At 69.0% G+C, this 22,133-nt stretch carries 19 protein-coding genes; 13 read left to right on the forward strand and 6 right to left on the reverse strand.

The window, feature by feature from the left end; translation table 11 throughout:
* Positions 1-203 precede the first annotated feature (203 nt).
* Together DXK32_RS28365 and odhB are read left to right on the forward strand one after the other, a co-directional pair.
* A complete protein-coding gene (locus tag DXK32_RS28365) occupies positions 204-3,128 on the forward strand; it encodes a 2-oxoglutarate dehydrogenase E1 component (protein ID WP_114861563.1) in 2,925 nt (974 codons plus the stop codon).
* Positions 3,129-3,170: 42 nt separating this feature from the next.
* Positions 3,171-4,421 carry a 2-oxoglutarate dehydrogenase complex dihydrolipoyllysine-residue succinyltransferase gene (gene odhB, locus DXK32_RS28370; RefSeq protein WP_114861564.1) on the forward strand — a complete coding sequence of 417 codons (1,251 nt, stop codon included), beginning with the start codon at positions 3,171-3,173 and terminating at the stop codon, positions 4,419-4,421.
* 150 nt (positions 4,422-4,571) lie between these two features.
* On the opposite strand, the gene DXK32_RS28375 is transcribed toward odhB, so the two are convergent.
* Entirely contained in the window at positions 4,572-6,818 is a 2,247-nt protein-coding gene (locus tag DXK32_RS28375; RefSeq protein WP_114861565.1) for an ATP-binding protein, read from the reverse strand.
* A 248-nt stretch (positions 6,819-7,066) separates the two neighbouring features.
* Between DXK32_RS28375 and DXK32_RS28380 the strand changes: the two genes are divergently transcribed.
* The 3 genes from DXK32_RS28380 (at position 7,067) to DXK32_RS28390 (ending at position 10,234) form a co-directional block, all read left to right on the forward strand.
* On the forward strand, positions 7,067-8,446 hold the full coding sequence (locus tag DXK32_RS28380) for a diguanylate cyclase (RefSeq protein WP_114861566.1): 1,380 nt from the start codon (positions 7,067-7,069) through the stop codon (positions 8,444-8,446).
* Positions 8,447-8,532: 86 nt separating this feature from the next.
* Positions 8,533-9,687, forward strand: a complete 1,155-nt coding sequence (zapE, locus tag DXK32_RS28385) for a cell division protein ZapE (protein ID WP_114861567.1) — start codon at positions 8,533-8,535, stop codon at positions 9,685-9,687.
* Between the two features lie 133 nt (positions 9,688-9,820).
* Positions 9,821-10,234 (forward strand): hypothetical protein, encoded by a 414-nt coding sequence (locus DXK32_RS28390; RefSeq protein ID WP_114861568.1) that lies wholly within the window; start codon positions 9,821-9,823, stop codon positions 10,232-10,234.
* A 24-nt stretch (positions 10,235-10,258) separates the two neighbouring features.
* Here DXK32_RS28390 and DXK32_RS28395 read toward each other — a convergent pair whose 3' ends face one another.
* Together DXK32_RS28395 and pdxY are read right to left on the reverse strand one after the other, a co-directional pair.
* Positions 10,259-10,837, reverse strand: coding sequence for a TIGR00730 family Rossman fold protein (locus DXK32_RS28395; protein ID WP_114861569.1), 579 nt, complete (start codon positions 10,835-10,837; stop codon positions 10,259-10,261).
* A 48-nt stretch (positions 10,838-10,885) separates the two neighbouring features.
* Positions 10,886-11,746 (reverse strand): pyridoxal kinase PdxY, encoded by an 861-nt coding sequence (pdxY, locus tag DXK32_RS28400; RefSeq protein WP_114861570.1) that lies wholly within the window; start codon positions 11,744-11,746, stop codon positions 10,886-10,888.
* A gap of 165 nt (positions 11,747-11,911) precedes the next feature.
* Here pdxY and DXK32_RS28405 point away from each other — a divergent pair, with 165 nt between their 5' ends.
* Positions 11,912-12,793: an HpcH/HpaI aldolase/citrate lyase family protein gene (locus DXK32_RS28405; RefSeq protein ID WP_114861571.1), complete on the forward strand. Its 882-nt coding sequence runs from the start codon at positions 11,912-11,914 to the stop codon at positions 12,791-12,793.
* Between the two features lie 45 nt (positions 12,794-12,838).
* Here the strand turns inward: DXK32_RS28405 and DXK32_RS28410 are convergent, their stop codons facing one another.
* Positions 12,839-13,357: a hypothetical protein gene (locus DXK32_RS28410; RefSeq protein WP_114861572.1), complete on the reverse strand. Its 519-nt coding sequence runs from the start codon at positions 13,355-13,357 to the stop codon at positions 12,839-12,841.
* Positions 13,358-13,556: 199 nt separating this feature from the next.
* On the opposite strand from DXK32_RS28410, the gene DXK32_RS28415 reads away from it, so the two are divergent.
* The gene (locus tag DXK32_RS28415) at positions 13,557-13,877 is read left to right on the forward strand and encodes a general stress protein (RefSeq protein ID WP_114861573.1); all 321 of its coding nucleotides are present in this window, start codon (positions 13,557-13,559) and stop codon (positions 13,875-13,877) included.
* 102 nt (positions 13,878-13,979) lie between these two features.
* Here DXK32_RS28415 and leuB read toward each other — a convergent pair whose 3' ends face one another.
* Complete coding sequence (gene leuB, locus DXK32_RS28420) at positions 13,980-15,095, reverse strand: 3-isopropylmalate dehydrogenase (RefSeq protein ID WP_014241645.1); 1,116 nt, start codon at positions 15,093-15,095, stop codon at positions 13,980-13,982.
* Positions 15,096-15,232: 137 nt separating this feature from the next.
* Entirely contained in the window at positions 15,233-15,844 is a 612-nt protein-coding gene (gene leuD, locus DXK32_RS28425) for a 3-isopropylmalate dehydratase small subunit (protein ID WP_114861574.1), read from the reverse strand.
* A 261-nt stretch (positions 15,845-16,105) separates the two neighbouring features.
* Here leuD and DXK32_RS28430 point away from each other — a divergent pair, with 261 nt between their 5' ends.
* From DXK32_RS28430 to mtaB, 6 genes are all read left to right on the forward strand, one after another.
* Positions 16,106-17,725, forward strand: a complete 1,620-nt coding sequence (locus tag DXK32_RS28430) for a hypothetical protein (protein ID WP_247877391.1) — start codon at positions 16,106-16,108, stop codon at positions 17,723-17,725.
* A 64-nt stretch (positions 17,726-17,789) separates the two neighbouring features.
* Positions 17,790-18,821, forward strand: coding sequence for a glycosyltransferase family 2 protein (locus DXK32_RS28435; RefSeq protein ID WP_114861576.1), 1,032 nt, complete (start codon positions 17,790-17,792; stop codon positions 18,819-18,821).
* A gap of 2 nt (positions 18,822-18,823) precedes the next feature.
* Positions 18,824-19,258, forward strand: coding sequence for a GtrA family protein (locus DXK32_RS28440; protein WP_114861577.1), 435 nt, complete (start codon positions 18,824-18,826; stop codon positions 19,256-19,258).
* A gap of 153 nt (positions 19,259-19,411) precedes the next feature.
* On the forward strand, positions 19,412-19,738 hold the full coding sequence (locus DXK32_RS28445; RefSeq protein WP_114861578.1) for a hypothetical protein: 327 nt from the start codon (positions 19,412-19,414) through the stop codon (positions 19,736-19,738).
* 87 nt (positions 19,739-19,825) lie between these two features.
* Positions 19,826-20,662 (forward strand): diaminopimelate epimerase, encoded by an 837-nt coding sequence (dapF, locus tag DXK32_RS28450; RefSeq protein ID WP_114861579.1) that lies wholly within the window; start codon positions 19,826-19,828, stop codon positions 20,660-20,662.
* 45 nt (positions 20,663-20,707) lie between these two features.
* The gene (gene mtaB / locus DXK32_RS28455; protein ID WP_114861580.1) at positions 20,708-21,967 is read left to right on the forward strand and encodes a tRNA (N(6)-L-threonylcarbamoyladenosine(37)-C(2))-methylthiotransferase MtaB; all 1,260 of its coding nucleotides are present in this window, start codon (positions 20,708-20,710) and stop codon (positions 21,965-21,967) included.
* The last annotated feature ends 166 nt before the right edge of the window (positions 21,968-22,133 follow it).

Genomic DNA, 22,133 nt, shown 5'->3' on the forward strand with positions numbered 1-22,133 from the left:
GCCGACAGCCCCGCGAGCCTGGGTTCCACCATGCTCAAGGTCTTCAAGGGCTGATAAAGCGGTCGGCGGGAACCCATATTCCCGCCGACTGCCGAAGGACCGGCGGCCCCCTGTCTCCGCCCGGAGATCCGGGGGCCGTCCGGAGCCCCGCGACAAGCAAAAAAACTCTCTGAGGGAACCGGGCAAACGCCCGAGGCAAACATATGTCCGCTAATCTGGAGAAGACCTCGTTCCTGTTCGGCTCGAACGCCGAATATGTCGCGGAGTTGTACGCGCGCTTCCTGAAGGACCCCTCCTCGGTGGATTCGAGCTGGAACGGCTTCTTCAGGGAGCTGGACGACGACTCCCGCGCCGTCCTGAACGAGCTGAACGGCCCGTCCTGGAGCCTGGAGGAGGGCACGCTCGCCAACGGCGCGCTCGACCCCGTCGCCGCCTCGCTGGAAAGCGCCGGCGTCCCGGCCGCCGCCAACGGCAACAACGGCCTCGTCGCCCACGCCCAGCAGGTCTATGGCGGCATCAGCCACCAGCAGCTGCGCGCCGCGACGCTCGACAGCATCCGCGCGCTGATGCTCATCCGCGTCTACCGCGTGCGCGGCCACATGAACGCGCATTTCGACCCGCTGGGTCTCGAGAAGCGCGAGCCGCACCCGGAGCTGGACCCGGCGACCTACGGCTTCGGCCCGGGCGACATGGACCGCCCGATCTTCCTGAACTATTCGCTGGGGCTGGAAACGGCGTCGCTGCGCCAGATCCTGGAAATCCTGCAGAAGACCTACTGCGGGAACATCGGCGTCGAGTTCATGCACATCCAGGACCCGGAAGAGAAGGCCTGGATCCAGGAGCGCATCGAGGGCGGCCGCAACCACACCGAGTTCACGGTGAACGGCAAGCGCGCCATCTACGAGCGGCTGATCGCCGCCGAGGGCTTCGAGAAGTTCCTGCAGCTGAAGTACACCGGCACCAAGCGCTTCGGCCTTGAGGGCGGCGAGTCGATGATCCCCGCGCTGGAGCAGGTCCTGAAGCGCGGCGGCCAGCTCGGCCTCAAGGAGGTCGTCGTCGGCATGGCCCACCGCGGCCGCCTGAACATGCTGACCAACTTCATGGGCAAGCCCTTCGCCGCCGTCTTCTCGGAGTTCCAGGGCAACCCGTCCAGCCCGCAGGACGTGCAGGGCTCCGGCGACGTGAAGTACCATCTCGGCACCTCGTCGGACCGCGACTTCAACGGCAACATCGTCCACCTGTCGCTGACCGCCAACCCGTCCCACCTGGAATGGGTGAACCCGGTCGTGCTGGGCAAGGTGCGCGCCAAGCAGGCGCAGCGCAACGACCTGGACCGCGAGCAGGTCATGGGCGTGCTGATCCACGGCGACGCCGCCTTCGCCGGCCAGGGCATCGTGGCCGAGACGCTGGGCCTGTCGGAGCTGCGCGGCTACCGCACCGGCGGCACCGTGCACTTCATCATCAACAACCAGATCGGCTTCACCACGAACCCGACCTATTCGCGGTCCGGCGTCTACTGCTCGGACATGGCGAAGATGGTCCAGGCGCCGATCTTCCACGTCAACGGCGACGACCCCGAGTCCGTCGTCCACATCAGCCGCATCGCCGCCGAGTTCCGCCAGAAGTTCAAGCGGGACGTGGTGATCGACATGGTCTGCTACCGCCGCCACGGCCACAACGAGGGCGACGAGCCGGGCTTCACCCAGCCGCTGATGTACAAGAAGATCCGCGCCCACGGGACCACGCGGGAGCTGTACGGCAAGCAGCTCGTCGAGGAGAACGTCCTCACCCAGGCCGAGTCCGATCAGATGATCCAGGACTTCATGAAGAAGCTGGAGGGTGAGTTCGAGGCCGCCAACTCCTTCAAGCCGAACAAGGCCGACTGGCTGGAAGGCAAGTGGTCGGGCCTGGAGGCCGCGAAGACCGACGACGAGCGCAAGGGCAACACCGGCGTGGCGATCGACGTGCTGCGCGAGGTCGGCAACAAGCTCTGCGAGTATCCCAAGGACTTCGCGATCAACTCGAAGATCGCCCGCCAGCTCGAGGCCAAGAAGAAGTCGCTGGAGACCGGCGAGGGCATCGACTGGGCGACCGCGGAAGCGCTCGCCTACGGCACGCTGCTGGTCGAGGGCAACGGCGTCCGCCTGTCCGGCCAGGACTCGGGCCGCGGCACCTTCTCGCACCGCCACGCGGTGATGTATGACCAGAACAACGAGAACAAGTACATCCCGCTGAACCACCTGCGCCCCGACCAGGGCCCGTTCGAGGTCCATGACAGCCCGCTGTCCGAGGCCGCCGTGGTCGGCTTCGAATACGGCTACTCGCTGGCCGAGCCACACAGCCTGACCCTGTGGGAGGCGCAGTTCGGCGACTTCGCCAACACCGCCCAGACCATCATCGACCAGTTCCTCTCGTCGGGCGAGTCGAAGTGGCTGCGCATGTCCGGCCTCGTGCTGCTGCTGCCGCACGGCTACGAGGGCCAGGGTCCGGAGCACTCGTCGGCCCGTCCGGAGCGCTTCCTGCAGATGTCCGCCGAGGACAACTGGCAGATCTGCAACCTGACGACCCCGGCGAACCTGTTCCACGCCTTCCGCCGCCAGATGCGCCGGCCCTTCCGCAAGCCGCTGGTGCTGTTCACGCCGAAGTCGCTGCTGCGCCACAAGCTGTGCATCTCCAGCCTGTCGGAGCTGGCCGAGGGCACGAACTTCCGCCGCGTGCTCGGCGAGACGGCGACCGACCTGCTGCCGAACGAGCAGATCCGCCGCATCGTCGTCTGCACCGGCAAGGTCTATTACGACCTGCTGCAGGAGCGCACCGCGCGCGGCATCAAGGACGTGGCGCTGGTCCGGCTGGAGCAGCTCTACCCGTTCCCCCGCTCCGCGCTGACCGAGGAGTTCGCCCGCTACCCGAACGCCGAGGTGGTGTGGTGCCAGGAGGAGCCGGAGAACCAGGGCTACTGGGCCTTCGTCGACCGCCGTCTGGAAGGCGCCCTCACCTCGATCGAGCACAAGGCCTCGCGCCCCAGCTACGTCGGCCGTCCGGCCTCCGCGTCGCCGGCCACCGGCCTGCTCAAGCGTCACAACCAGGAGCAGGCGAAGCTTCTGGAAGACGCGCTCGTCATCCGCTGACTCGACGCCCAGGCGTAGAACAAGAAAGTACGAGAGGAACTTATGGCTACCGAAATCAAGGTCCCCACCCTGGGCGAGTCCGTCTCCGAGGCGACCGTTGCCCGCTGGCTGAAGAAGGTCGGCGACGCGGTCGCCGCCGACGAGGCGCTGGTCGAGCTGGAGACCGACAAGGTCACGCTTGAGGTGAACGCCCCCTCCGCCGGCACGCTGGCGGAGATCGTCGCCGCCGACGGCGCCAACGTCGGCGTCGGCGCCCTGCTGGGCGTCCTGGGCGAGGCCGGCGCCGCCGTGGCCGCCCCGGCCAAGGCCGCCGCTCCCGCCGCCGCGCCGGCTCCGGCCGCCGCCCCGGCCGCCGCCCCGGCTCCGGCGGGCAACGCCGCCCTGGCCGACGCCGGCCCGGCCGCCCGCAAGATGGTCGCCGAGAAGGGCCTCGACGCCGCGCAGATCGCCGGCACGGGCAAGGACGGGCGCATCACCAAGGGCGACGTGATCGACCACGCCGCCAAGCCGGCCGCGGCCCCCGCCGCCGCTCCGGCCGCCGCCCCGCAGAAGTACCAGTGGACCGCCGGCACCGCGGGCGACCGCCCGCGCGCCGCGCAGGAGGAGCGGGTCCGCATGACCCGCCTGCGCCAGCGCATCGCCGAGCGTCTGAAGGAGGCCCAGAACAGCGCCGCCATGCTGACCACCTTCAACGAGGTGGACATGACCAACGTCATGGCGCTGCGCAACGAGTACAAGGACTTCTTCGAGAAGCGCCACAAGGTGCGCCTCGGCTTCATGTCCTTCTTCGTGAAGGCGGCGATCCAGGCGCTGAAGGAAATCCCGGCCGTCAACGCCGAGATCGACGGCACCGACCTCGTCTACAAGAACTACTACGACATCGGCGTCGCCGTCGGCACGCCGCAGGGTCTGGTGGTTCCGATCGTCCGCGACGCCGACAAGCTCGGCTTCGCCCAGATCGAGGGCAAGATCGGCGAGCTGGGCAAGAAGGGCCGCGACGGCAAGCTGTCGATGGACGAGCTGACCGGCGGCACCTTCACCATCTCCAACGGCGGCGTCTACGGCTCGCTGATGTCCACCCCGATCATCAACCCGCCGCAGTCGGCCATCCTGGGCATGCACAAGACCCAGGAGCGTCCGGTCGTCGTGAACGGGAAGATCGAGATCCGCCCGATGATGTATCTGGCCCTGTCCTACGACCACCGCATCATCGACGGCAAGGAGGCGGTGACCTTCCTCGTCCGCATCAAGGAGAACATCGAGGACCCGCGGCGCCTGCTGCTGGACGTCTGAGATTCCGACAAAGGGAATGCGGGGGCACCGTCCTCCGCACCCGCCACCGGGGGCTTCGGCCCCCGGACCTCAAAAAAGGCGCCGCACCAGACTGTGTGGGGGCGCCTTTTTCTTTGCCGTCCCGGAGCCGGGCGCCCGCTTTCACAGGCATCACACCAGCGCGGCGGCGATCCGGGCGGCGGTGTCCTCCGGCTTCATCACCCGCTCGGCGGGCAGGCGCAAGGTCATGACGGTCCCGGCGCCGAGCGTGCTGGCGCAAGTCAGCGAACCGCCATGCAGCTCCATGAAGTTCTTGGAGATCGACAAGCCCAGGCCGGTGCCCTCGAACTGGCGGCTGGCGGAGTTGTCGGCCTGCCGGAAGGGCTGGAACAGATGCTCCATGAAGTCCTTCGGGATGCCGATCCCGGTGTCGGTGACCGACAGGGCCAGGGCACCGTCCTCCTCGACGTGGGCGGCCAGGGTGACGCTGCCGCCGTCGGGCGTGAACTTCACCGCGTTGGACAGCAGGTTCAGCAGCACCTGCTTGAAGGCGCGGCGGTCCACCCAGACGGCGGGAAGGCCACCGGACACGCCGTTGCGCAGGTCCACCCCGCTGTCGGCGGCACGGTCGCGGACCATGGTCAGGCACTGGGCCACCGCCTCGCAGGGGTCGATCACCTCTTCGGACAGCTCGTAGCGGCCCGCCTCGATCTTCGACATGTCGAGCACGGCGTTGACGATGTCCAGCAGGTGCTTGCCGCTGTCGTGGATGTCCTTGGCGCAGGACTTCTGGCGCTCGTTGAGCTTGCCGAAGAACTCGCTGTCGAGGATTTCCGAGAAGCCGATGATGGCGTTCAGCGGCGTGCGCAGCTCGTGGCTCATGTTGGCCAGGAACTCGGACTTGGCGCGGTTGGCCATTTCCGCCTGGCTCTTGGAGGCGAGAATCTCGGCCTCCTGCTGCCGGCGCTTGGTGATGTCGCGGATGACGCCGACGAAGACGCGCCGCAGGGCGCCGCTCTCCTCCGGCCCTCCCTCCCCGTCCGGCCCGCCCAGCCGCAGCGCGCTGACCGCCAGGTTGATCGGAAAGGTGCCGCCGTCACGGCGCAGCGCCAGGACCTCGCGGTCGTTGCCGATGATGCGCGACCCGGCGTTCGGGCGGAACCCGGCCATCGAACGGTCATGGCCGGCGCGGAAACCCTCCGGCAGCAGGATGTTGACGCTCTGCCCCACCACCTCCGCCTCGGCGTAGCCGAACATGCGTTCCGCCGCGGGGTTGAAGGTCTCGATGACGCCGTGGGAATCGATGGTGACCACCGCGTCCACCATGGAGTCCAGGATGCCGCGGATGCGGCGGGAGGCGCGCTCCAGCCGGTTCTGGTCCTGCTCCCGCCGGGACTGCTGCCGCTCCACGTACCAGGTGAGCAGGGCGATCACCACCGACATGGCGAGGCCCATGGCGATCCACACCGCGCTGTCGCGCTTCCATTCGCCCAGCGCCTCGGCCTTCGGCAGGGTGGCGGCGACGGTGAAGGGATAGTCGGCGACGCGGCGGACGCTGGCGATGCTGGGGCGCCCATCGGTGGGCAGCACGGTGTCGAGCGTCGCCGCGTCCCGCGTGCGCAGCGCGATGTCGACCTCCGGCCAGTCGGCCAGCGTGGCGAGGCGTCGGCGGCCCTCGTCCCACGGGCGGTGGATCAGCACCGTGCCGTCGGCCAGCGCCAGGGTGACCGTGCCCTCCAGCCCCAGCCGCAGTCCCTCGAATCCGGCTCCCAGCCGCAACGGGTTGATCATGGCGACGACCACCCCGGCGAAACTGCCGTCCGGGTGGGACCAGCGGCGGCTCATCGGAATGACGTAGGTGCCGGGGAAGGCCATGCTGGGGATCGGCACGCCGACGTGAAGCCCGCCGTCCGACGCGCCCTCGTCCCGATGGGCCGCGAAATAGGGCCGGCTGGTCAGGTCGAAGGCCGGCGGGCTGCTGTCGGCGGAATGGTGCAGCACGCGGCCCTGCTCGTCGACCACGATCAGGCCGGAAATCGGACCGATGGCGTCGCGTCGGTTGCGCAACAGGGCGTTCACCGACGGCGCCGCCACGGTGCGCGCCTGCGGGTGGGTGTCGAGGACGGTGACCAGATCGGACAGCAGCAGGTCGACGCTGAACACCGTGCGGACGGCCTGCTCCTCCAGGATGCGGGCGAGGTTGCGGGTCGACCGCTCGGCCCCCTCAATGGCCTCGGCGTGGCGCTGCCAGACGCCATAGAAAATCATCGCGTTGACCACGACGATGAAGGCCACGCCCGACGCCCGCATCAGGAAGCGCACCGACCCCAGCATCTCGAACAGCCGCTCCCCCAGTCCGGTGGGCCCCGTTCCGGAGGGCGGCAGGTTCGCGTCGCGAACCGGATTGCGGCTGGCCATGGCTGTGAACAACTCTCCGCATGCCGTCCAAAGGGGGTCGCTGGCGGACCGTCCGGGTGGCATTGCCCAACGTAAGACGGTACCGCCACCGGCCACCGCCAATCTCGCGCGAAAACCATAATGGAAGTTTAACCTTAATGCACCAATGAACCCGATCGACCGAACGAGCGATTGCCGCTTTGCCTGACGGTCTCCGGGCGTTAAGAATTCGAACGGGTCGGGCACGGTTGCGCAAAGGAACAGGGACGATGGACAGCCAGAAAGACCGCAAAGCCGCGATCCTCGCCGCCACGCTGTCGTCGCTGTGGACCGACACCGAACCCGCCGTGCGCGAGCGCGTGACGGCCATCGCGCTCGCCGAGGCCGAAGCGATTTCAAAGGTCTTCTACGCGATCCTGCTGGACCGCCCGGACAGCAACACCTTTCTCAGCCATACGCTGGTCCAGGAACGGCTGCGCCCCTCGCTGGCGCGCTGGATCAGCGCCCTCTTCACCGCCTCCACCGACGAGGCCATCGCGGCGGTTCTGGAACAGAATTACCAGGTCGGGCTGATCCACGCCCGCATCAACATTCCGCTGACGCTGGTCAACGCCGGGATGCGGATCGTCAAGAAGGAGCTGTCGACCCGCTTGCTGGCCGCCGACCTCGGCCGTGCCCAGACCGCGTCCGCCATCCTGTTCGTCGGCGAATTGCTGGACACCGTGCTGGACAACATGCACGAGGCCTATCTGGGCGACCTGCTGGGCAACGTCCGCCACCAGCAATCCCTCAAGATGTTCATGAGCGGCCCCAATCTGGCGCTGGAGGGCGAACGTCTGAAATCGTCGCTGTTCGACTGGCTGCGCAACACGGTGGTGTCCTTCTACGCGCACGAGGACAACAACCGCGCGAGCCCGCCGCCCATCGAATCCTCCGATTTCGGCCTGTGGCTGAACCACAAGGCGGAACTGACCTTCGGCCGCGTGACCGAGCTGGACCTCATCCGCGACCGCACCAACCGCATCAGCGCCAAGGTGACCGCCGCGGTCGAGGGCGGCTGGATCACCCCCGCCTTCGTGAAGGAGCTGAACAACGACGTCACGGAGATCGCCTACGTCCTCGGCACCATCATCGAGAAGGCGATGGAGATCGAAAGCGGCCGCGACCCGCTGACCCGCCTGCTGACGAGGCGCTTCATGCCGGCGATCTTCCAGCGCGAGGTCGCAATCAGCCTGCGCCACGGCAAGCCCTTCGCCGTGCTGCTGATGGACGCCGACCATTTCAAGACGATCAACGACACGCTGGGCCATCAGGCCGGCGATTCCGTCCTGTCGGACATGGCAGAGCTGCTGCACACCCACGTCCGGGCCGGCGATTTCGTCTTCCGCTACGGCGGAGAGGAGTTCCTCATCCTGCTGACCGAGATGGACGAGGCGGCGCTGCGCGTGAAGGCCGAGCGGTTGCGCCGCATGGTCGAGGAGCACCGTTTTCCCGGCGCCGGGGGCGCCGGGAACGGGCTGCGCGTCACCGCCTCGATCGGGGCGGCCCTGCATGAGGGACACCCGGATTACGAACACACCGTCCGCCGGGCCGACACGGCGCTCTACGAGGCCAAGCGCCAGGGCCGCAACCGCGTGGTGATTGCTTGAGCGCACCTGCATCCCGGCATCGGGCGTTGCCCTGCGGGGACGCATCGGCTACGTAAGACCTTTCCCTGCCGAGACCCGCGAATTCCATGTCTGACGGACCGCTTTCGCTCTACCGGGCCCGCCGCGGCACCGGGACGCTGCGCCCCGACCCCGACCAGGAGCTGGCCGCCGAGAAGCTCCAGAGCCTTTACAAGGCGCTGACGGGCTACAGCCCGCAACCGGCCGGGAAGGCCGGCGGGGCGAAGGCCGGCTGGCTGGAGCGGTTCGGGCTGGGCCGCCCGCGCTCCGAACCGGCGGAGGCGCCGCAGGGCCTCTACATGTACGGCGGCGTCGGGCGCGGCAAGTCGATGCTGATGGACCTGTTCTTCGACACCGCCCCGGTGGAGAAGAAGCGCCGCGTCCATTTCCACGAATTCATGCTGGAGGTGCACGAGCGCATCCACCAGCACCGCCAGTCGGGCAAGAGCAAGGGCAAGGACGCCGACGACGCCCTGCCCGAACTGGCCCGCGCGCTGGCCGACGAGGCGTGGCTGCTCTGCTTCGACGAGTTCCACGTCACCAACGTCGTGGACGCGATGATCCTGGGCCGGCTGTTCACCAGCCTGTTCGACCTGGGCGTGGTGGTGGTCGCGACCTCGAACTGGCCACCGGACATGCTCTACAAGGACGGGCTGCAGCGCGAGCTGTTCCTGCCCTTCATCGCCCTGCTCAAGGAAAAGCTCGACGTCCTGGCGCTGGAGGGGCCGACCGACTACCGGTTGGACCGGCTCCAGGGCAAGCCCGTCTATTTCTGGCCGCTCGGCCCGGAGAGCGACGCCAGGATCCGCCAGACCTTCGCGACGCTGACCGACGGAGCCCGGGGCGAACCGACCCATCTGTCGGTCCAGGGCCGGAAGGTGGAGATCGCCTGCGCCGCCAAATGCGTCGCCCTGGTGGATTTCTGGAGCCTGTGCGGCAAGCCGCTGGGCGCCGCCGACTACATCGCCATCGCCACGCACTTCCACACCGTGCTGATCCACGGCGTGCCGACCATGAAGGACGAGCTGCGCAACGAAGCCAAGCGCTTCATGACGCTGATCGACGCGCTCTACGAGCACAAGGTCAACCTCGTGGTCGCCGCCGAAGGCCCGCCGGAGCGGCTGTACCCCGAGGGCACCCACGCCTTCGAATTCGAACGCACGGTCAGCCGCCTGATGGAGATGCAGTCCGAGGACTATCTGCGCCAGCAGCACCTGACCTGACGGGCCGAAACGCACCGCCGCCGCCCGTGTTACCACGGGGATGCCGTCCTACTCCCGTTTCGCGCCGAAGATAAAGGGGCGCCCGACGTTGTATTGCTGAACGTCGGTCCAACGGCGAGGGAGAGGGCGAGGCATGCCTTGGCGGTCCCGGTGCAGTGCACTGACGCTGGCGCTTTTTCTGACGGCACCGATCCAGCCCGCCCCCGCCGCCGCGGCGGGCAGCGTCGACTGCTGGCTGCTCGACGGGGACGCGCTGACCCAGGCACGTGAAAGCGGCTGGTGCAAGGACGCCTTTTCCCGGAATTCACAGACCGGTGCGGCCCCCGCGATCACGGTCACCGCGGCCCCCCTGCCCGCCCGCAAGCCCGACCCGCCCCCGAAGAAGCGGGTCGTCACCGTCCAGCGCAAGGCGAAGGCGCAGCCCGACTCCCAGGCCGCGGCCATCGTCCGCCCCGCCGGCCGCGGCAACGCGGTCGCCGAGGCGGATTTCGGCACCCAGTTCAAACGCGACTGGAACGCCCTGATGAAGAAGCTCTTCGAGCCCTGAGCCCCCGCCTGAGCCCCTGTCGGATCAGGTGCGGGCCTCGTCCAGCCACTTGCGCACCGCCGGCGGCTCGTAGGCGGCGAAGGCGTCCAGGATGCCCGGCGCGGTGTCGCGGACGATCAGCATCTCACGGTGCTTGGGCTGCATGAAGCGCTCCCCCGCCACATGGTCGAGGAAACCGGCCAGCCCGTCGTAGAATCCCGAGGCGTTGAGCAGGCCGCAGGGCTTGTCGTGGCGGCCGAGCTGCGCCCAGGTCCACACCTCGAACAGCTCCTCCAGCGTGCCGATGCCACCGGGCAGCGCGATGAAGCCGTCCGACAGTTCGGCCATCAGCGCCTTGCGCTCGTGCATGGTGGAGACGATGCGCAGCTCCTGGAGGCCCGGGTGGCCGACCTCCTTGTCCATCAGGAATTGCGGGATGATGCCGGTGACCGTGCCGCCCGCGGCCAGGACCGAGTCGGCGATCCGCCCCATCAGGCCGGTCCGCCCGCCACCGTAGACGAGGCCGATGCCACGCTCCGCCATGTGTCGGCCAAGCTGCTCCGCGGCCTCGCCATAGGCCGGGTTGGTGCCGGGGTTGGACCCGGCATAGACGCAAATCCGCATGTCGTTCCTCTGTGCGCGCCGTCTCTTGGACGCGTGGTCGTAAGGGGCTTACCGGACGCGGGTGACCGTGAAGCGCTGGCCGGGGTTCACGAACTCGTCCTGCGCCGCGATCAGCTGCAGCTCCCGCGTGCCCATCCGGCGGGTAGTCTGGAAGATGGCGTAGATGGCCGCCGCCGCCTGCTCCAGCGCCTCGGCCGGGTTGAAGGCCTTCAGGTAATGGGCCAGGAACAGGGCGGCCACCGCGTCGCCCGACCCGTTGGGCGACGGGTCCAGCGGCAGGCGCGGGGTGGAGACCAGCCACGCGCCGTCCCGGTCGTCGGCCAGCATCTCGATGTGGCCAGGGTCGGCGTCCTTGCGGGTCAGGCTGGTCACCAGGACCAGCCGCGGCCCGCGCTCCCGCAGGGCGGCGGTGGCGGCCAGAGCGTCGTCCAGAGTCTCCACCGTCCGGCCGGTCAGATACTCCAGCTCGAACTGGTTGGGCGTCATCAGGTCGGCGGCGGGGACGGCATGGTCGCGGATGAACTCCGGCAGGCCGGGGCGCACGAAGAAGCCGCGCCCGACGTCGCCCATCACCGGGTCGCAGGCGTAGACGGCGCGCGGGTTGGCCGCCTTCAGCCGGGCCGCGGTGTCGACGATGACCCGGCCCAGCCCGACGTCGCCCATGTAGCCGGAGAGCAGCGCGTCGCAGGTGGGCAGAACGCCGCGCGCGGCGACGCCGTCCATCAGGTCGGCCACATGCTCCGCCGTGAAGACCTGCCCGGTCCATTCGCCGTAACCGGTGTGGTTGGAGAACTGCACCGTGTTCACCGCGATGGCGTCGCAGCCCAGCCGCTGCAGCGGGAACACCGCGGCGCGGTTGCCGACATAGCCGTAAGCGACGTGGGACTGGATCGAAATGACGGTCTTCATGGGCGGACGATCCGAAAGGTTGGGCGCGCATCCTAAACCCTCCGCGCCACACGCTGGGGATGTTTCCATGCAGACCAGAGTTTCACGCCTTACGCGCCGCATGGACAGGGGGATCGGACGCGGCTAATCCTGCGGCAACGACACAAGACCGCTTGGGGGAATGCCATGGCCGCCACCGCCCGCCCGCGCCGCAGCGTGCTCTACATGCCCGGCTCCAACGCCCGCGCTTTGGAGAAGGGGCGCAGCCTGCCCGCCGACGGGCTGATCCTCGACCTGGAGGACGCCGTCGCCCCCGACGCCAAGGCGGAGGCCCGCGCCACCATCAAGGCGTCCATCGCCGCCGGCGGTTATGGCGGGCGGGAGCTGGTGGTCCGCACCAACGGGCTGAACACGCCCTGGGGGTATGACGACCTCGTGATGGCGGCCTCCAGCGGCGCCGACGCGGTGCTGCTGCCGAAGGTGGAGAGCGCCGACATGGTCCGCCAGGCCGAGGCGGTGCTGCGCGCCAACGGCTCGCCCGACGGACAGACCATCTGGTGCATGATGGAGACGCCGCTCGGCATGCTCAACGCCAAGGAGATCGCCGGGGCCAGCCCGAAGCTGGGCGGGCTGGTGATGGGCACCTCCGACCTCGCCAAGGACCTGCACGCGGCGCACACGCGCGACCGGTTGCCGATGCTGACCAGCCTGGGTCTCTGCCTGCTGGCGGCGCGGGCCTACGGCCTCGCCATCCTGGACGGGGTCCATCTCGACCTGAACGACGACGCGGGCTTCGCCGACTCCTGCGCCCAGGGGCGCGACCTCGGCTTCGACGGCAAGACGCTGATCCACCCCAAGACCATCGCCGCCTGCAACGCCGCCTTCGCTCCCGGCGAGGAGGAGATCGCGCAGGCCCACCGCATCATCCAGGCCCACGCCGAGGCCGTTGCCCAGGGCAAGGGGGTGGTTCTGGTGGACGGGCGGCTGGTGGAGAACCTGCACGTCGAGAACGCCCGGCGCCTCGTCGCGATGGCCGAGGCGATCCGGGCGCTGGAGACGGCGGGCTGACGCCCACCGCCCCTCTCATCGACCGGGCGCTTAGGGACCGGGCGCTCAGGAATCCCGGCGCGCCTGGGCGTCCTTCACGAACTGCGAGACCCGCCCGATCTCGCGCGGATCGGTCTCGACCGTCCGGCGCCCGCTCGGGATCGGGCGCATGCCCTTGCGGGGGGTGCGCCCGGGGGACGGGTGCTGGGGCTCCGCGTCCTTCTTGCGCTTCAGGGCATCCTGAAGGTTGGCCTGGACGATCTCCCGCCGCCGCTCGGCACGGAACCGCTCCAGCCGCCCGTTCACCCGTTTCAAGGCCCGCGCGTAGACCTGCTTCTTGGCGGACAGACCGCGCTCGCTGGCGTCCGCCGACTGCTGGCCGGTGCCGCTGGCCTTGCCCCGCCGTCCACGGCGGCGCGAGGCGATGATGTCGCGCGCCCGGTCGCGCTCCCCGCGCAACCAGCGGGCGAGCGTCAGCGTTTCATCGGGCTCCAGGGACTCCAGCTCCGGATAATGGCTCCGGCGGACCTGCTCGAATTCCTTCTCGGACAACAGCCGTCGTTCGGCCGTGAGTTCGACTCCCATCGTAGACCCTCTCTGCTTCGTGGTCCCGCTTCGGCTTACCCCCGCCCGGTCAACCGATCGGAAGGCGAAGCGTTCCCCGGATCGACCCGATGCGTCCCCCTGCCACTTACGGGTGCCGAAGGAATCGGAATCACGACCTCCCCGGAACCAAGTCGCCCCCCATCGGTTTTCCGACATGTGGCAGAGGTGGAGGTTGAAGATGGCCTCGAAAGACAACGGCCAAGGCGAAGTCCAATCCGGGAGCGGTCGCACATCGAACCGCGGCTTCGCGTCGATGGACCGTGACCGGCAACGCCAGATCGCCAGCAAGGGCGGGGAAAGCGTGCCAGCCGACAAGCGCAGCTTCTCCAAGAACCCGGAACTCGCCGCGGAGGCGGGGCGGAAGGGGGGCCGGAGCGTACCGGCGTCCTCCCGCAGCTTCTCCAAGAACCCGTCCCTGGCCGCCGAAGCGGGGCGGAAGGGCGGGCAGGCGAGCCATGGCGGACGCGGGGCCGCCCTGCGGCCGGGCGAAGGCGACTGACGGCACCAACGAAAAAGCCCCTCTCCGGAACCGGAGAGGGGCTTTCTTTTCATGCTCCGCTGGTCGGCAGCCCCCAGCCCGTCGGGCCGGAGGCGCGACCGGTCAGGAGGCCAGCTTGTCCAGCTCGCGCAGGATCGAGTCGCCCATGACGGTCGTGGAGCAGCGGGCCATGCCCGGCGCCATGATGTCCGCCGTGCGCATGCCGCCCGACAGCACGTTCTGCACGGCCTTCTCCAGCATCTTCGCCTCCTCGTCCATGTTGAACGAGTAGCGCAGGCACATGGCGAAGGACAGCAGCGTCGCGCAGGGGTTGGCGAGGTCGCGGCCGGCGATGTCCGGGGCGGAGCCGTGCACCGGCTCGTAGAGAGCCTTGCGCTGGCCGTTGGCGTCCGGAGCGCCGAGCGAGGCCGACGGCAGCATGCCGAGCGAGCCGGTCATCATCGCCGCCTCGTCCGACAGGATGTCGCCGAACAGGTTGTCGGTGACGATCACGTCGAACTGCTTCGGGTTCTTCAGAAGCTGCATGGCGCCGTTGTCGGCGTACATGTGCTCCAGCGTGACGTCGGAGAATTCCTCCTGATGGAGCTTCGTGACTTCCTGGCGCCACAGGAGGCCCGATTCCATCACGTTGGCCTTCTCCATCGAGTGGAGCTTGTTGCCGCGCTTGCGCGCCAGCTCGAAGGCGACGCGGGCGACGCGGCGGATCTCGCTGGTCGTGTAGACCTGGGTGTTGACGCCGCGGCGCTCGCCGTTGCCGATGTCGGTGATGCCGCGCGGCTCACCGAAATAGACACCGCCGGTCAGCTCGCGGACGATCAGGATGTCCAGGCCCTTGATGACGTCGGCCTTCAGGGTCGAGGCGTCGACCAGGGCGTCGAACACCACCGCCGGGCGCAGGTTGGCGAACAGGTTCAGCTCCTTGCGGAGCGACAGCAGGCCGGCTTCCGGACGCTTGGTGTAGTCGGTGGGGTTGTCCCACTTCGGGCCGCCGACGGCGCCCAGCATCACCGCGTCCGCCGCCAGCGCGTCGGCCAGCGTCTCGTCCTTCAGGGGAACGCCGTAGGCGTCGATGGCCGCGCCGCCGACCAGCCCCTCGGTGACGTCGAAGGTGACGTTGCGCTTGCGGTCGAGCCAGTCGATGACCCGGCGCACCTGGCGCATGACCTCCGGACCGATCCCGTCGCCGGGCAAAAACAGAAGCTTCTTGTTGGCGGGCATGGCGCACGCACTCCCATTGGAGACTTTATCAGTGTTGTCTAATCCGCGGACCGACAGGCCGGAAGGTGGTTCCCGCTCCGCCGGTCCGCAAGGCCGTCACGGCCTGAGCCTTTGGGCCGCTGATGGGTCGGGCCGGATCAGCCCCACAGCCAGGGCTGGCCGCCGCGCTGCTTGCCTTCATACTGGTCGATGAAGGCGGCCTGCTGCATGGTCAGACCGATGTCGTCCAGCCCGTTCAGCAGGCAATGCTTGCGGAAGGGGTCGACCTCGAAGCTGATCTTGCCGCCGTCCGGACCGGTGATCTCCTGTTTCTCCAGATCCACCGAAACGATGGCGTTCGACCCGCGCGACGCGTCGTCGAGCAGCAGGTCCACCTGTTCCTTCGGCAGCTTGATCGGCAGGATGCCGTTCTTGAAGCAGTTGTTGAAGAAGATGTCCGCGAAGCTCGGCGCGATGATGCAGCGGATGCCGAAATCGGCCAGCGCCCACGGCGCGTGCTCACGCGAGGAGCCGCAGCCGAAATTGTCGCCCGACACGAGGATCTTGGCGCTGCGGTAGGCCGGCTTGTTGAGGACGAATTCCCCGACCTCGGCGCCGTCGGGGGTGTAGCGCATCTCGTCGAAAAGATGCTTGCCCAGCCCGGTCCGTTTGATGGTCTTCAGGAATTGCTTGGGAATGATCATGTCGGTGTCGACGTTGATCATCGGCAGCGGCGCCGCAACACCGGTGAGAACCGTAAACTTTTCCATCGCCAGAATCCTGTCGCGCAAAAGAGGCGCAAGCGTGTGCATGCGGAGTTCGGTGAATAGCAGACCCGCCCCGCCATTGCCAGAGGAAGCTTGCCGCAAACGCCGCTCGCGGGGCGCGATTCCGCATCCCGGAACACAGCCGGACGCAACGAAATTGCTCCCGAATTCCCGCTCCCGCCCCTGGACCGGCATCCCGTCCTTGCTGTGGAGCGTCCCCTCGCCTACCAAGGGGCCGACGTTTCCCTGGGTTCCGCCACCTCGATGACCTTGCTCCCCACCGCCCGCCGCCCCCGCACCGCGGCGCTCGCCTTCCTGCTGCTGGCCCCGCCGCTCTACGGCCTGCTCGGGCTGGCGCTCGGCATGGACGCCAACTGGGATCTGCGGAACTACCATTGGTACAACGCCTACGCCCTGCTGACCGGGCGTCTGGGCATGGACATGCTGCCGGCGCAGATGCCCAGCTTCTACAACCCCCTGCTGGACGTGCCCTTCTACCTGCTCGCCAGCCATCTGCCGGCGCGCGCGGCGGGATTCGTCTGGGGGACGCTGCACGGGCTGAACTTGGCGCTGGCCTTCCTGCTGGCCCACGCCACGCTGCGCGTCGGCGGCGCGGGGCAGCGGGTGGCCCTGGCCGCGCTGCTGGCGGTGATGGCCGGTTTCGGGGGCGGCACGCTGGGGCTGCTCGGCACCACCTTCCACGACAACATGGTCAGCCTGGGCATCCTCGGCGCGCTGGTCGTGGTGGCGGGGACGCTGCCGCGGCTGATCGACGGCCCGGCGCCGGGCGCGCTCGCGCGGGCGGCCGCGGCGGGGCTGCTGGCCGGGGCGGCGATGGGGATGAAGAACCCCACGGTGATCTACGCGGTCGGACTCTGCCTCGCCTTCCTGGCGCTGCCGGCGCGGCCCTGGCGGCGGCTGTGGCTGGCCTTCGTCTTCGGTGTCGGGGTGCTCGGCGGGTTGGCGCTGTGCGGCGGCTTCTGGATGGCCCATCTGTGGGTGGAGTACGGGAATCCCGTCTTCCCGCACATGAACCAGATCTTCAAGTCGCCCTTCGCGGCGCTGTCCGGCTACGTCAACGTCGGCTTCTTCCCGGACTCGCGGCTGGAGCGGCTGTTCTTTCCGCTGATCTTCCCCTTCGCGCCGCTGAAGGTCGGCGAAGTCCCCTTCTTCGACCTGCGCGTCCTGGTGCTGTTCCTCCTCGTGCCCGCCGCCGCCGCGCTGGCGCTGCTCGGGCGGGCCTTCCGCCATCCCTCTGCGGGACTGGCCGACCGGGCGGCCACCCGCTACCTGCTGACCGCCATGGCGGTGACCTACGGGCTGTGGGTCGGGATGTTCTGCATCTACCGCTATCTGGTGCCGCTGGAGATGCTGGCGCCGCTGGCCATCGTCATGGCGGCGGGCCTGCTGCCGGTGCCGCGCCGGGCGGCGCTCGTCCTGGCGGCGGCGCTCCTGCTGCTGGTCCAGGCCACCGCCCGCCCCGCCGACTGGGGCCGCGTGCCGTGGAGCGACCGTTGGGTGGAAGCGGCGGTGCCGCCCATCGAGGACCCCGACGACACGATGGTGCTGATGGCCGGCTACTGGGCGATCTCCCACGTCATCCCGGCCTTCCCGCCGCGCATCCCCTTCGTGCGCATCCAGTCCAACTTCCTCCAGCCGGACTCGGTCGGCAACGGCTACCTCGCCCTGATGCAGGACAAGGTGGGGGCGCACCGCGGCCGCTTCCTGATGCTCAGCACCATCCCCGACACGCCCGGCGCCGCCAGGGCCGCCGCCCTGCTGGGTCTGCGGGTGGAGCAGGACGACTGCCGCGTCATTCCCAACAACCTGGGCGAGCCGCTGAACCTCTGCGCCGTGCAGCGAACGGAGAGCCATAAAAGGTGAGTGGATTAAATCCGGCGGCTGTGTTGTTTAACTCCGCATCGGCACCGTTTCGAAGCGCACCGCCATGACCCTGTCCACCATCGACCGTACGGCCGACCCCCAGTTCGGCCGTTCATCAGCCCCAGCCAAGGAGCAGGGTCCGGACACGGCGCCCGTGGTGGCGGTGCTGATCCCCTGCTACAACGAGGAGGCGGCCATCGCCGCCGTCGTGCAGGACTTCCGCAGGGCGCTGCCCGACGCGATCGTCTACGTCTACGACAACAACTCGTCCGACCGCACGGTGGAGGTGGCGAAGGCCGCCGGCGCCGTGGTCCGGCACGAGCCGTTGCAGGGCAAGGGCAACGTCATGCGCCGGATGTTCTCCGACATCGAGGCCGACGTCTATGTGCTGGTCGACGGTGACGACACCTACCACGCGCCCTCCGCGCCGCTGATGGTCAAGCGGCTGTGGGAGGACCAGCTCGACATGGTCAACGGCGCCCGCGTCACCGAGATCGTCAAGGCCTACCGGCCCGGCCACCGCTTTGGCAACAGGCTGCTGACCGGCATGGTCGCGCTGATCTTCGGCAACCGCATCCACGACATGCTGTCGGGCTACCGCGTCTTCTCGCGGCGCTTCATCAAATCCTTCCCGGCGCTCGCCAGCGGCTTCGAGACGGAGACGGAGCTGACCGTCCACGCGCTGGAGCTGAACATGCCCATCGCCGAGATCAAGGCGCCCTACAAGGACCGGCCGCCCGGCTCGCACAGCAAGCTGAACACCATCCGCGACGGCGTGCGCATCCTGCGCACCATCGTCACTCTGGTGAAGGAGGAGCGCCCCCTGCCCTTCTTCCTCGCCATCTTCGCCGTCCTCGCCGCGGCGTCGGTGATCCTCGCCTGGCCGGTGGTGGCGACCTACCTGCAGACCGGGCTGGTGCCGCGCCTGCCCACCGCCGTGCTGTCCACCGGGCTGATGCTGCTGGGCTTCCTCAGCCTGACCTGCGGGCTGATCCTGGACACGGTCACGCTGGGCCGCCGCGAGGCCAAGCGCATGCGCTACCTCTCCATCCCCGCGCCGGGCGTCCATCCGGCCCGCAAGGCGGCCGGGTCCTGACCATGGGCAACCCCATCGATGCCCTTCCCGACAGCCGGCTTGGACGGCTGGCCGTTCAGTTCGGCAAGTTCGGCCTGGTCGGCGTGGTCGGTCTGGTGGTGGACACGGCGGTGGTCTACGCGCTGGTCTTCGGCGCCGGGCTGGAGTTCTTCGCCGCCCGCATCCCGGCCTATCTGGCGGCCGCCACCACGACCTTCGCGCTGAACCGCGCCTTCACCTTCCGCGGGGCGGCCGACGCGCCGCTCTACCGGCAATGGGCCACCTTCCTGGCCGCCAACGCCGTCGGCGGGGTGGTGAATTACGGCGTCTCGGTCGGGCTGGAGGCCGCCCTGCCGATCGCCGAGGCCCACCCGGTGCTGGCCGTCGCCGCCGGCTCGCTGTCCGGCATGGTGCTGAACTTCGCCGCCTCCAAGCATCTGGTCTTCAAAGGCGCCTGATTCCTGGAGCGCTGAAGGCGCCCCTCTCCTTCCGGGTATCTCCGGAAGTCTTATTGTGCGCCGCCGCGGACACCCGAAGTCCATGGAAGGGGGCGCATCCAACGGGAATGGCCCCGACACCGACCTGCCTTGGCGAAGAGCCGGGAGGGAGCCATGAACAACAGCGACGTGCTGTGGGCCTGGGTGGCCGGAGTTGCCCTGTCCATAGCCCTGCTGGTCGGGCTGTCCCGCGCGGACGGACCGCAGACCCACGCCATGGACGGGCATTTCACGCTGCCGGACATGGCGATGGGCGCCGCGGGCTGGGATTACGAGGCGTGGGAGCGGACCGGCGGAACGCCGCCGCGGCCCGAGTCGGAGGACACCCTCGCCCGGATGCTCGACCTGCTGGAGGGCATCCCTCCGGCGTCGGGCGCCACCCTGCCCGCCACCTTGACCGACGGCGACACGGCCGACACCGGCGGGGCCGAAACCCACTGACCCCTCCGGCGATCCCATGAACTGTTTGCCACGGTCCCCCCGTGCGGCCATGGACTCCGTGGGCCCGGTCGCCATATAACGGCGGTCATGACGCGCGAATTCCTGAAGATGCACGGGCTCGGCAACGACTTTGTCGTGATCGACGCCCGCAACACGCCGTACTCGCCGGCCGAGGCCGAGGTGCGTGCCATCGCCGACCGCAAGACCGGGGTGGGCTGCGACCAGTTCATCGTGATCGAGCCGGCGAAAACCGACGGCACGGCGGGCTTCATGCGCATCCGCAACGCCGACGGCGGCGAGGTGTCGGCCTGCGGCAACGCCTCGCGCTGCGTCGGCTGGCTGCTGATGGAGGAGGCGGGGGCGGAGCGCGTCGCCTTCGAGACCAACGCCGGCATCCTGCGGGCCAGCCGCGCCGACAACGGGCGCATCACCGTGGACATGGGCCCGGCCAATCTGGACTGGGCGCAGATCCCGCTGGCGGAACCGGCGGACACGCTGCGCCTCGACGCGGTGTCGCACGGCGGCTTCGCCGGCCCCACCGCGGTCAGCATGGGCAACCCGCACGCCGTCTTCTTCGTGGACGACGCCGAGGCGGTGCCGCTGGCCGAGGTCGGCCCGGTGTTCGAGAATCACCCGGCCTTCCCCCAGCGCACCAACGTCGAATTCGTCCAGGTGCTGTCCCCCACCGCCGTCCGCATGCGGGTGTGGGAGCGCGGGGCCGGCGTCACCCAGGCCTGCGGGACCGGCGCCTGCGCCACCGCGGTCGCCGCGATCCGCCGCGGGCTGACCAACCGCAAGGTCGACGTGATCCTGGACGGCGGCACCCTGACCATCGAATGGCTGGAGGACGGCCGCGTCCTGATGACCGGCCCGGTCGCCCTCAGCTACAGCGGGCGGCTGTCCGCGGAGTTGGCGGCCACCTGACCGGCAATCACCGGAATGAAGGGCCGCCCGTTAGGCTGAAAGAGCATGAGCGACACTGTGACCAACGAGCCGGAGATCGTCACCTTCGGCTGCCGCCTGAACACCTACGAATCCGAGGTGATGCGCACCCACGCCCGCAACGCGGGGCTGGGGGACGTCGTCATCGTCAACACCTGCGCGGTGACCTCGGAGGCGGAACGTCAGGCCCGCCAGACCATCCGCAAGCTGCGCCGCGAGCGTCCCAACGCCCGCATCGTGGTGACCGGCTGCGCCGCCCAGATCGACCCGCAGCGCTATGGCGCCATGCCGGAGGTCGATCAGGTCCTGGGCAACCAGGAGAAGCTGCAACCGGAAAGCTGGGGGCTGGCCCCGGCCGAGAAGGTGCTGGTCAACGACATCATGTCGGTCAAGGAGACCGCCGGCCACCTGATCGGCGGGTTCGAGGACCGGGCGCGCGCCTTCGTCCAGGTCCAGCAGGGCTGCGACCACCGCTGCACCTTCTGCATCATCCCCTACGGCCGCGGCCCGTCGCGCTCCGTCCCCATCGGCGCGATCGTGGAGCAGGTGCAGGCGCTGGTGAAGGCCGGCTACAACGAGGTCGTGCTGTCCGGCGTGGACATCACCAGCTTCGGCCCCGACCTGCCGGGCACGCCGACGCTGGGCCAGATGGTGCGCCGCCTGCTCGCCCTGGTGCCGGAGCTGCCGCGGCTGCGCCTGTCCTCGCTCGACTGCATCGAGATCGACGACGACCTGTGGCGGCTGATCGAGACGGAGCCGCGGCTGATGCCGCACCTCCACCTGTCGCTCCAGGCCGGCGACGACATGATCCTGAAGCGCATGAAGCGCCGGCACAGCCGCGCCGACGCCATCGCCTTCTGCAATCGTGTGCGTTCGCTGCGCCCCGACATGGTGTTCGGCGCCGACTTCATCGCCGGCTTCCCAACGGAAACCGACGAGATGTTCGAGAACACGCTGCGGCTGGTCGAGGAGTGCGGCCTGACCTGGCTGCACGTCTTCCCCTACAGCCCCCGCCCCGGCACCCCGGCCGCCCGCATGCCGCAGGTCGACGGTGGCCTCCGCAAGGAGCGCGCGGCCCGTCTGCGCGCGCTCGGCGCCGAGGCGGAGGCCCGCACCCTGGCCTCGCTGGTCGGTCGCGAGGTGTCCGTTCTGGTCGAGAAGGACGATCTCGGCCGCACCCAGCATTTCGCCGAAATCCGCCTGGGCACGCCCCGGCCCCCCGGCTCCGTCCTGCGCGCCACAGTCACCGGCGTGGCCGGCGGCGCGCTGACCGGCACCCCCCTTTGAGAACAGTGGACACGCCATGATCCTGCGTTGGTTCGGCCGCAAGAAGCCCGAAGAGCAAGCCCGCAAGGACGAGACGACCGCCCCGCTCCCGGAGCCCGTTGTCCAGGAGCCGGCCCAAGAGGCTCCTGTCCCGGAACCGGTCGCCGAGGAACCGCCGGCCCCGGAG

It is taken from the genome of Azospirillum brasilense, assembly GCF_003349955.1.
Taxonomy (GTDB): Bacteria; Pseudomonadota; Alphaproteobacteria; order Azospirillales; family Azospirillaceae; genus Azospirillum; species Azospirillum brasilense_B.

Bases quoted from the DNA above. Each gene is read 5' to 3' on its own strand.
- DXK32_RS28365 (WP_114861563.1), top strand. From the start codon at position 204: ATGTCCGCTAATCTGGAGAAGACCTCGTTCCTGTTCGGCTCGAACGCC.
- odhB (WP_114861564.1), top strand. From the start codon at position 3,171: ATGGCTACCGAAATCAAGGTCCCCACCCTGGGCGAGTCCGTCTCCGAG.
- DXK32_RS28375 (WP_114861565.1), bottom strand. From the start codon at position 6,818: ATGGCCAGCCGCAATCCGGTTCGCGACGCGAACCTGCCGCCCTCCGGA.
- DXK32_RS28380 (WP_114861566.1), top strand. From the start codon at position 7,067: ATGGACAGCCAGAAAGACCGCAAAGCCGCGATCCTCGCCGCCACGCTG.
- zapE (WP_114861567.1), top strand. From the start codon at position 8,533: ATGTCTGACGGACCGCTTTCGCTCTACCGGGCCCGCCGCGGCACCGGG.
- DXK32_RS28390 (WP_114861568.1), top strand. From the start codon at position 9,821: ATGCCTTGGCGGTCCCGGTGCAGTGCACTGACGCTGGCGCTTTTTCTG.
- DXK32_RS28395 (WP_114861569.1), bottom strand. From the start codon at position 10,837: ATGCGGATTTGCGTCTATGCCGGGTCCAACCCCGGCACCAACCCGGCC.
- pdxY (WP_114861570.1), bottom strand. From the start codon at position 11,746: ATGAAGACCGTCATTTCGATCCAGTCCCACGTCGCTTACGGCTATGTC.
- DXK32_RS28405 (WP_114861571.1), top strand. From the start codon at position 11,912: ATGGCCGCCACCGCCCGCCCGCGCCGCAGCGTGCTCTACATGCCCGGC.
- DXK32_RS28410 (WP_114861572.1), bottom strand. From the start codon at position 13,357: ATGGGAGTCGAACTCACGGCCGAACGACGGCTGTTGTCCGAGAAGGAA.
- DXK32_RS28415 (WP_114861573.1), top strand. From the start codon at position 13,557: ATGGCCTCGAAAGACAACGGCCAAGGCGAAGTCCAATCCGGGAGCGGT.
- leuB (WP_014241645.1), bottom strand. From the start codon at position 15,095: ATGCCCGCCAACAAGAAGCTTCTGTTTTTGCCCGGCGACGGGATCGGT.
- leuD (WP_114861574.1), bottom strand. From the start codon at position 15,844: ATGGAAAAGTTTACGGTTCTCACCGGTGTTGCGGCGCCGCTGCCGATG.
- DXK32_RS28430 (WP_247877391.1), top strand. From the start codon at position 16,106: ATGACCTTGCTCCCCACCGCCCGCCGCCCCCGCACCGCGGCGCTCGCC.
- DXK32_RS28435 (WP_114861576.1), top strand. From the start codon at position 17,790: ATGACCCTGTCCACCATCGACCGTACGGCCGACCCCCAGTTCGGCCGT.
- DXK32_RS28440 (WP_114861577.1), top strand. From the start codon at position 18,824: ATGGGCAACCCCATCGATGCCCTTCCCGACAGCCGGCTTGGACGGCTG.
- DXK32_RS28445 (WP_114861578.1), top strand. From the start codon at position 19,412: ATGAACAACAGCGACGTGCTGTGGGCCTGGGTGGCCGGAGTTGCCCTG.
- dapF (WP_114861579.1), top strand. From the start codon at position 19,826: ATGACGCGCGAATTCCTGAAGATGCACGGGCTCGGCAACGACTTTGTC.
- mtaB (WP_114861580.1), top strand. From the start codon at position 20,708: ATGAGCGACACTGTGACCAACGAGCCGGAGATCGTCACCTTCGGCTGC.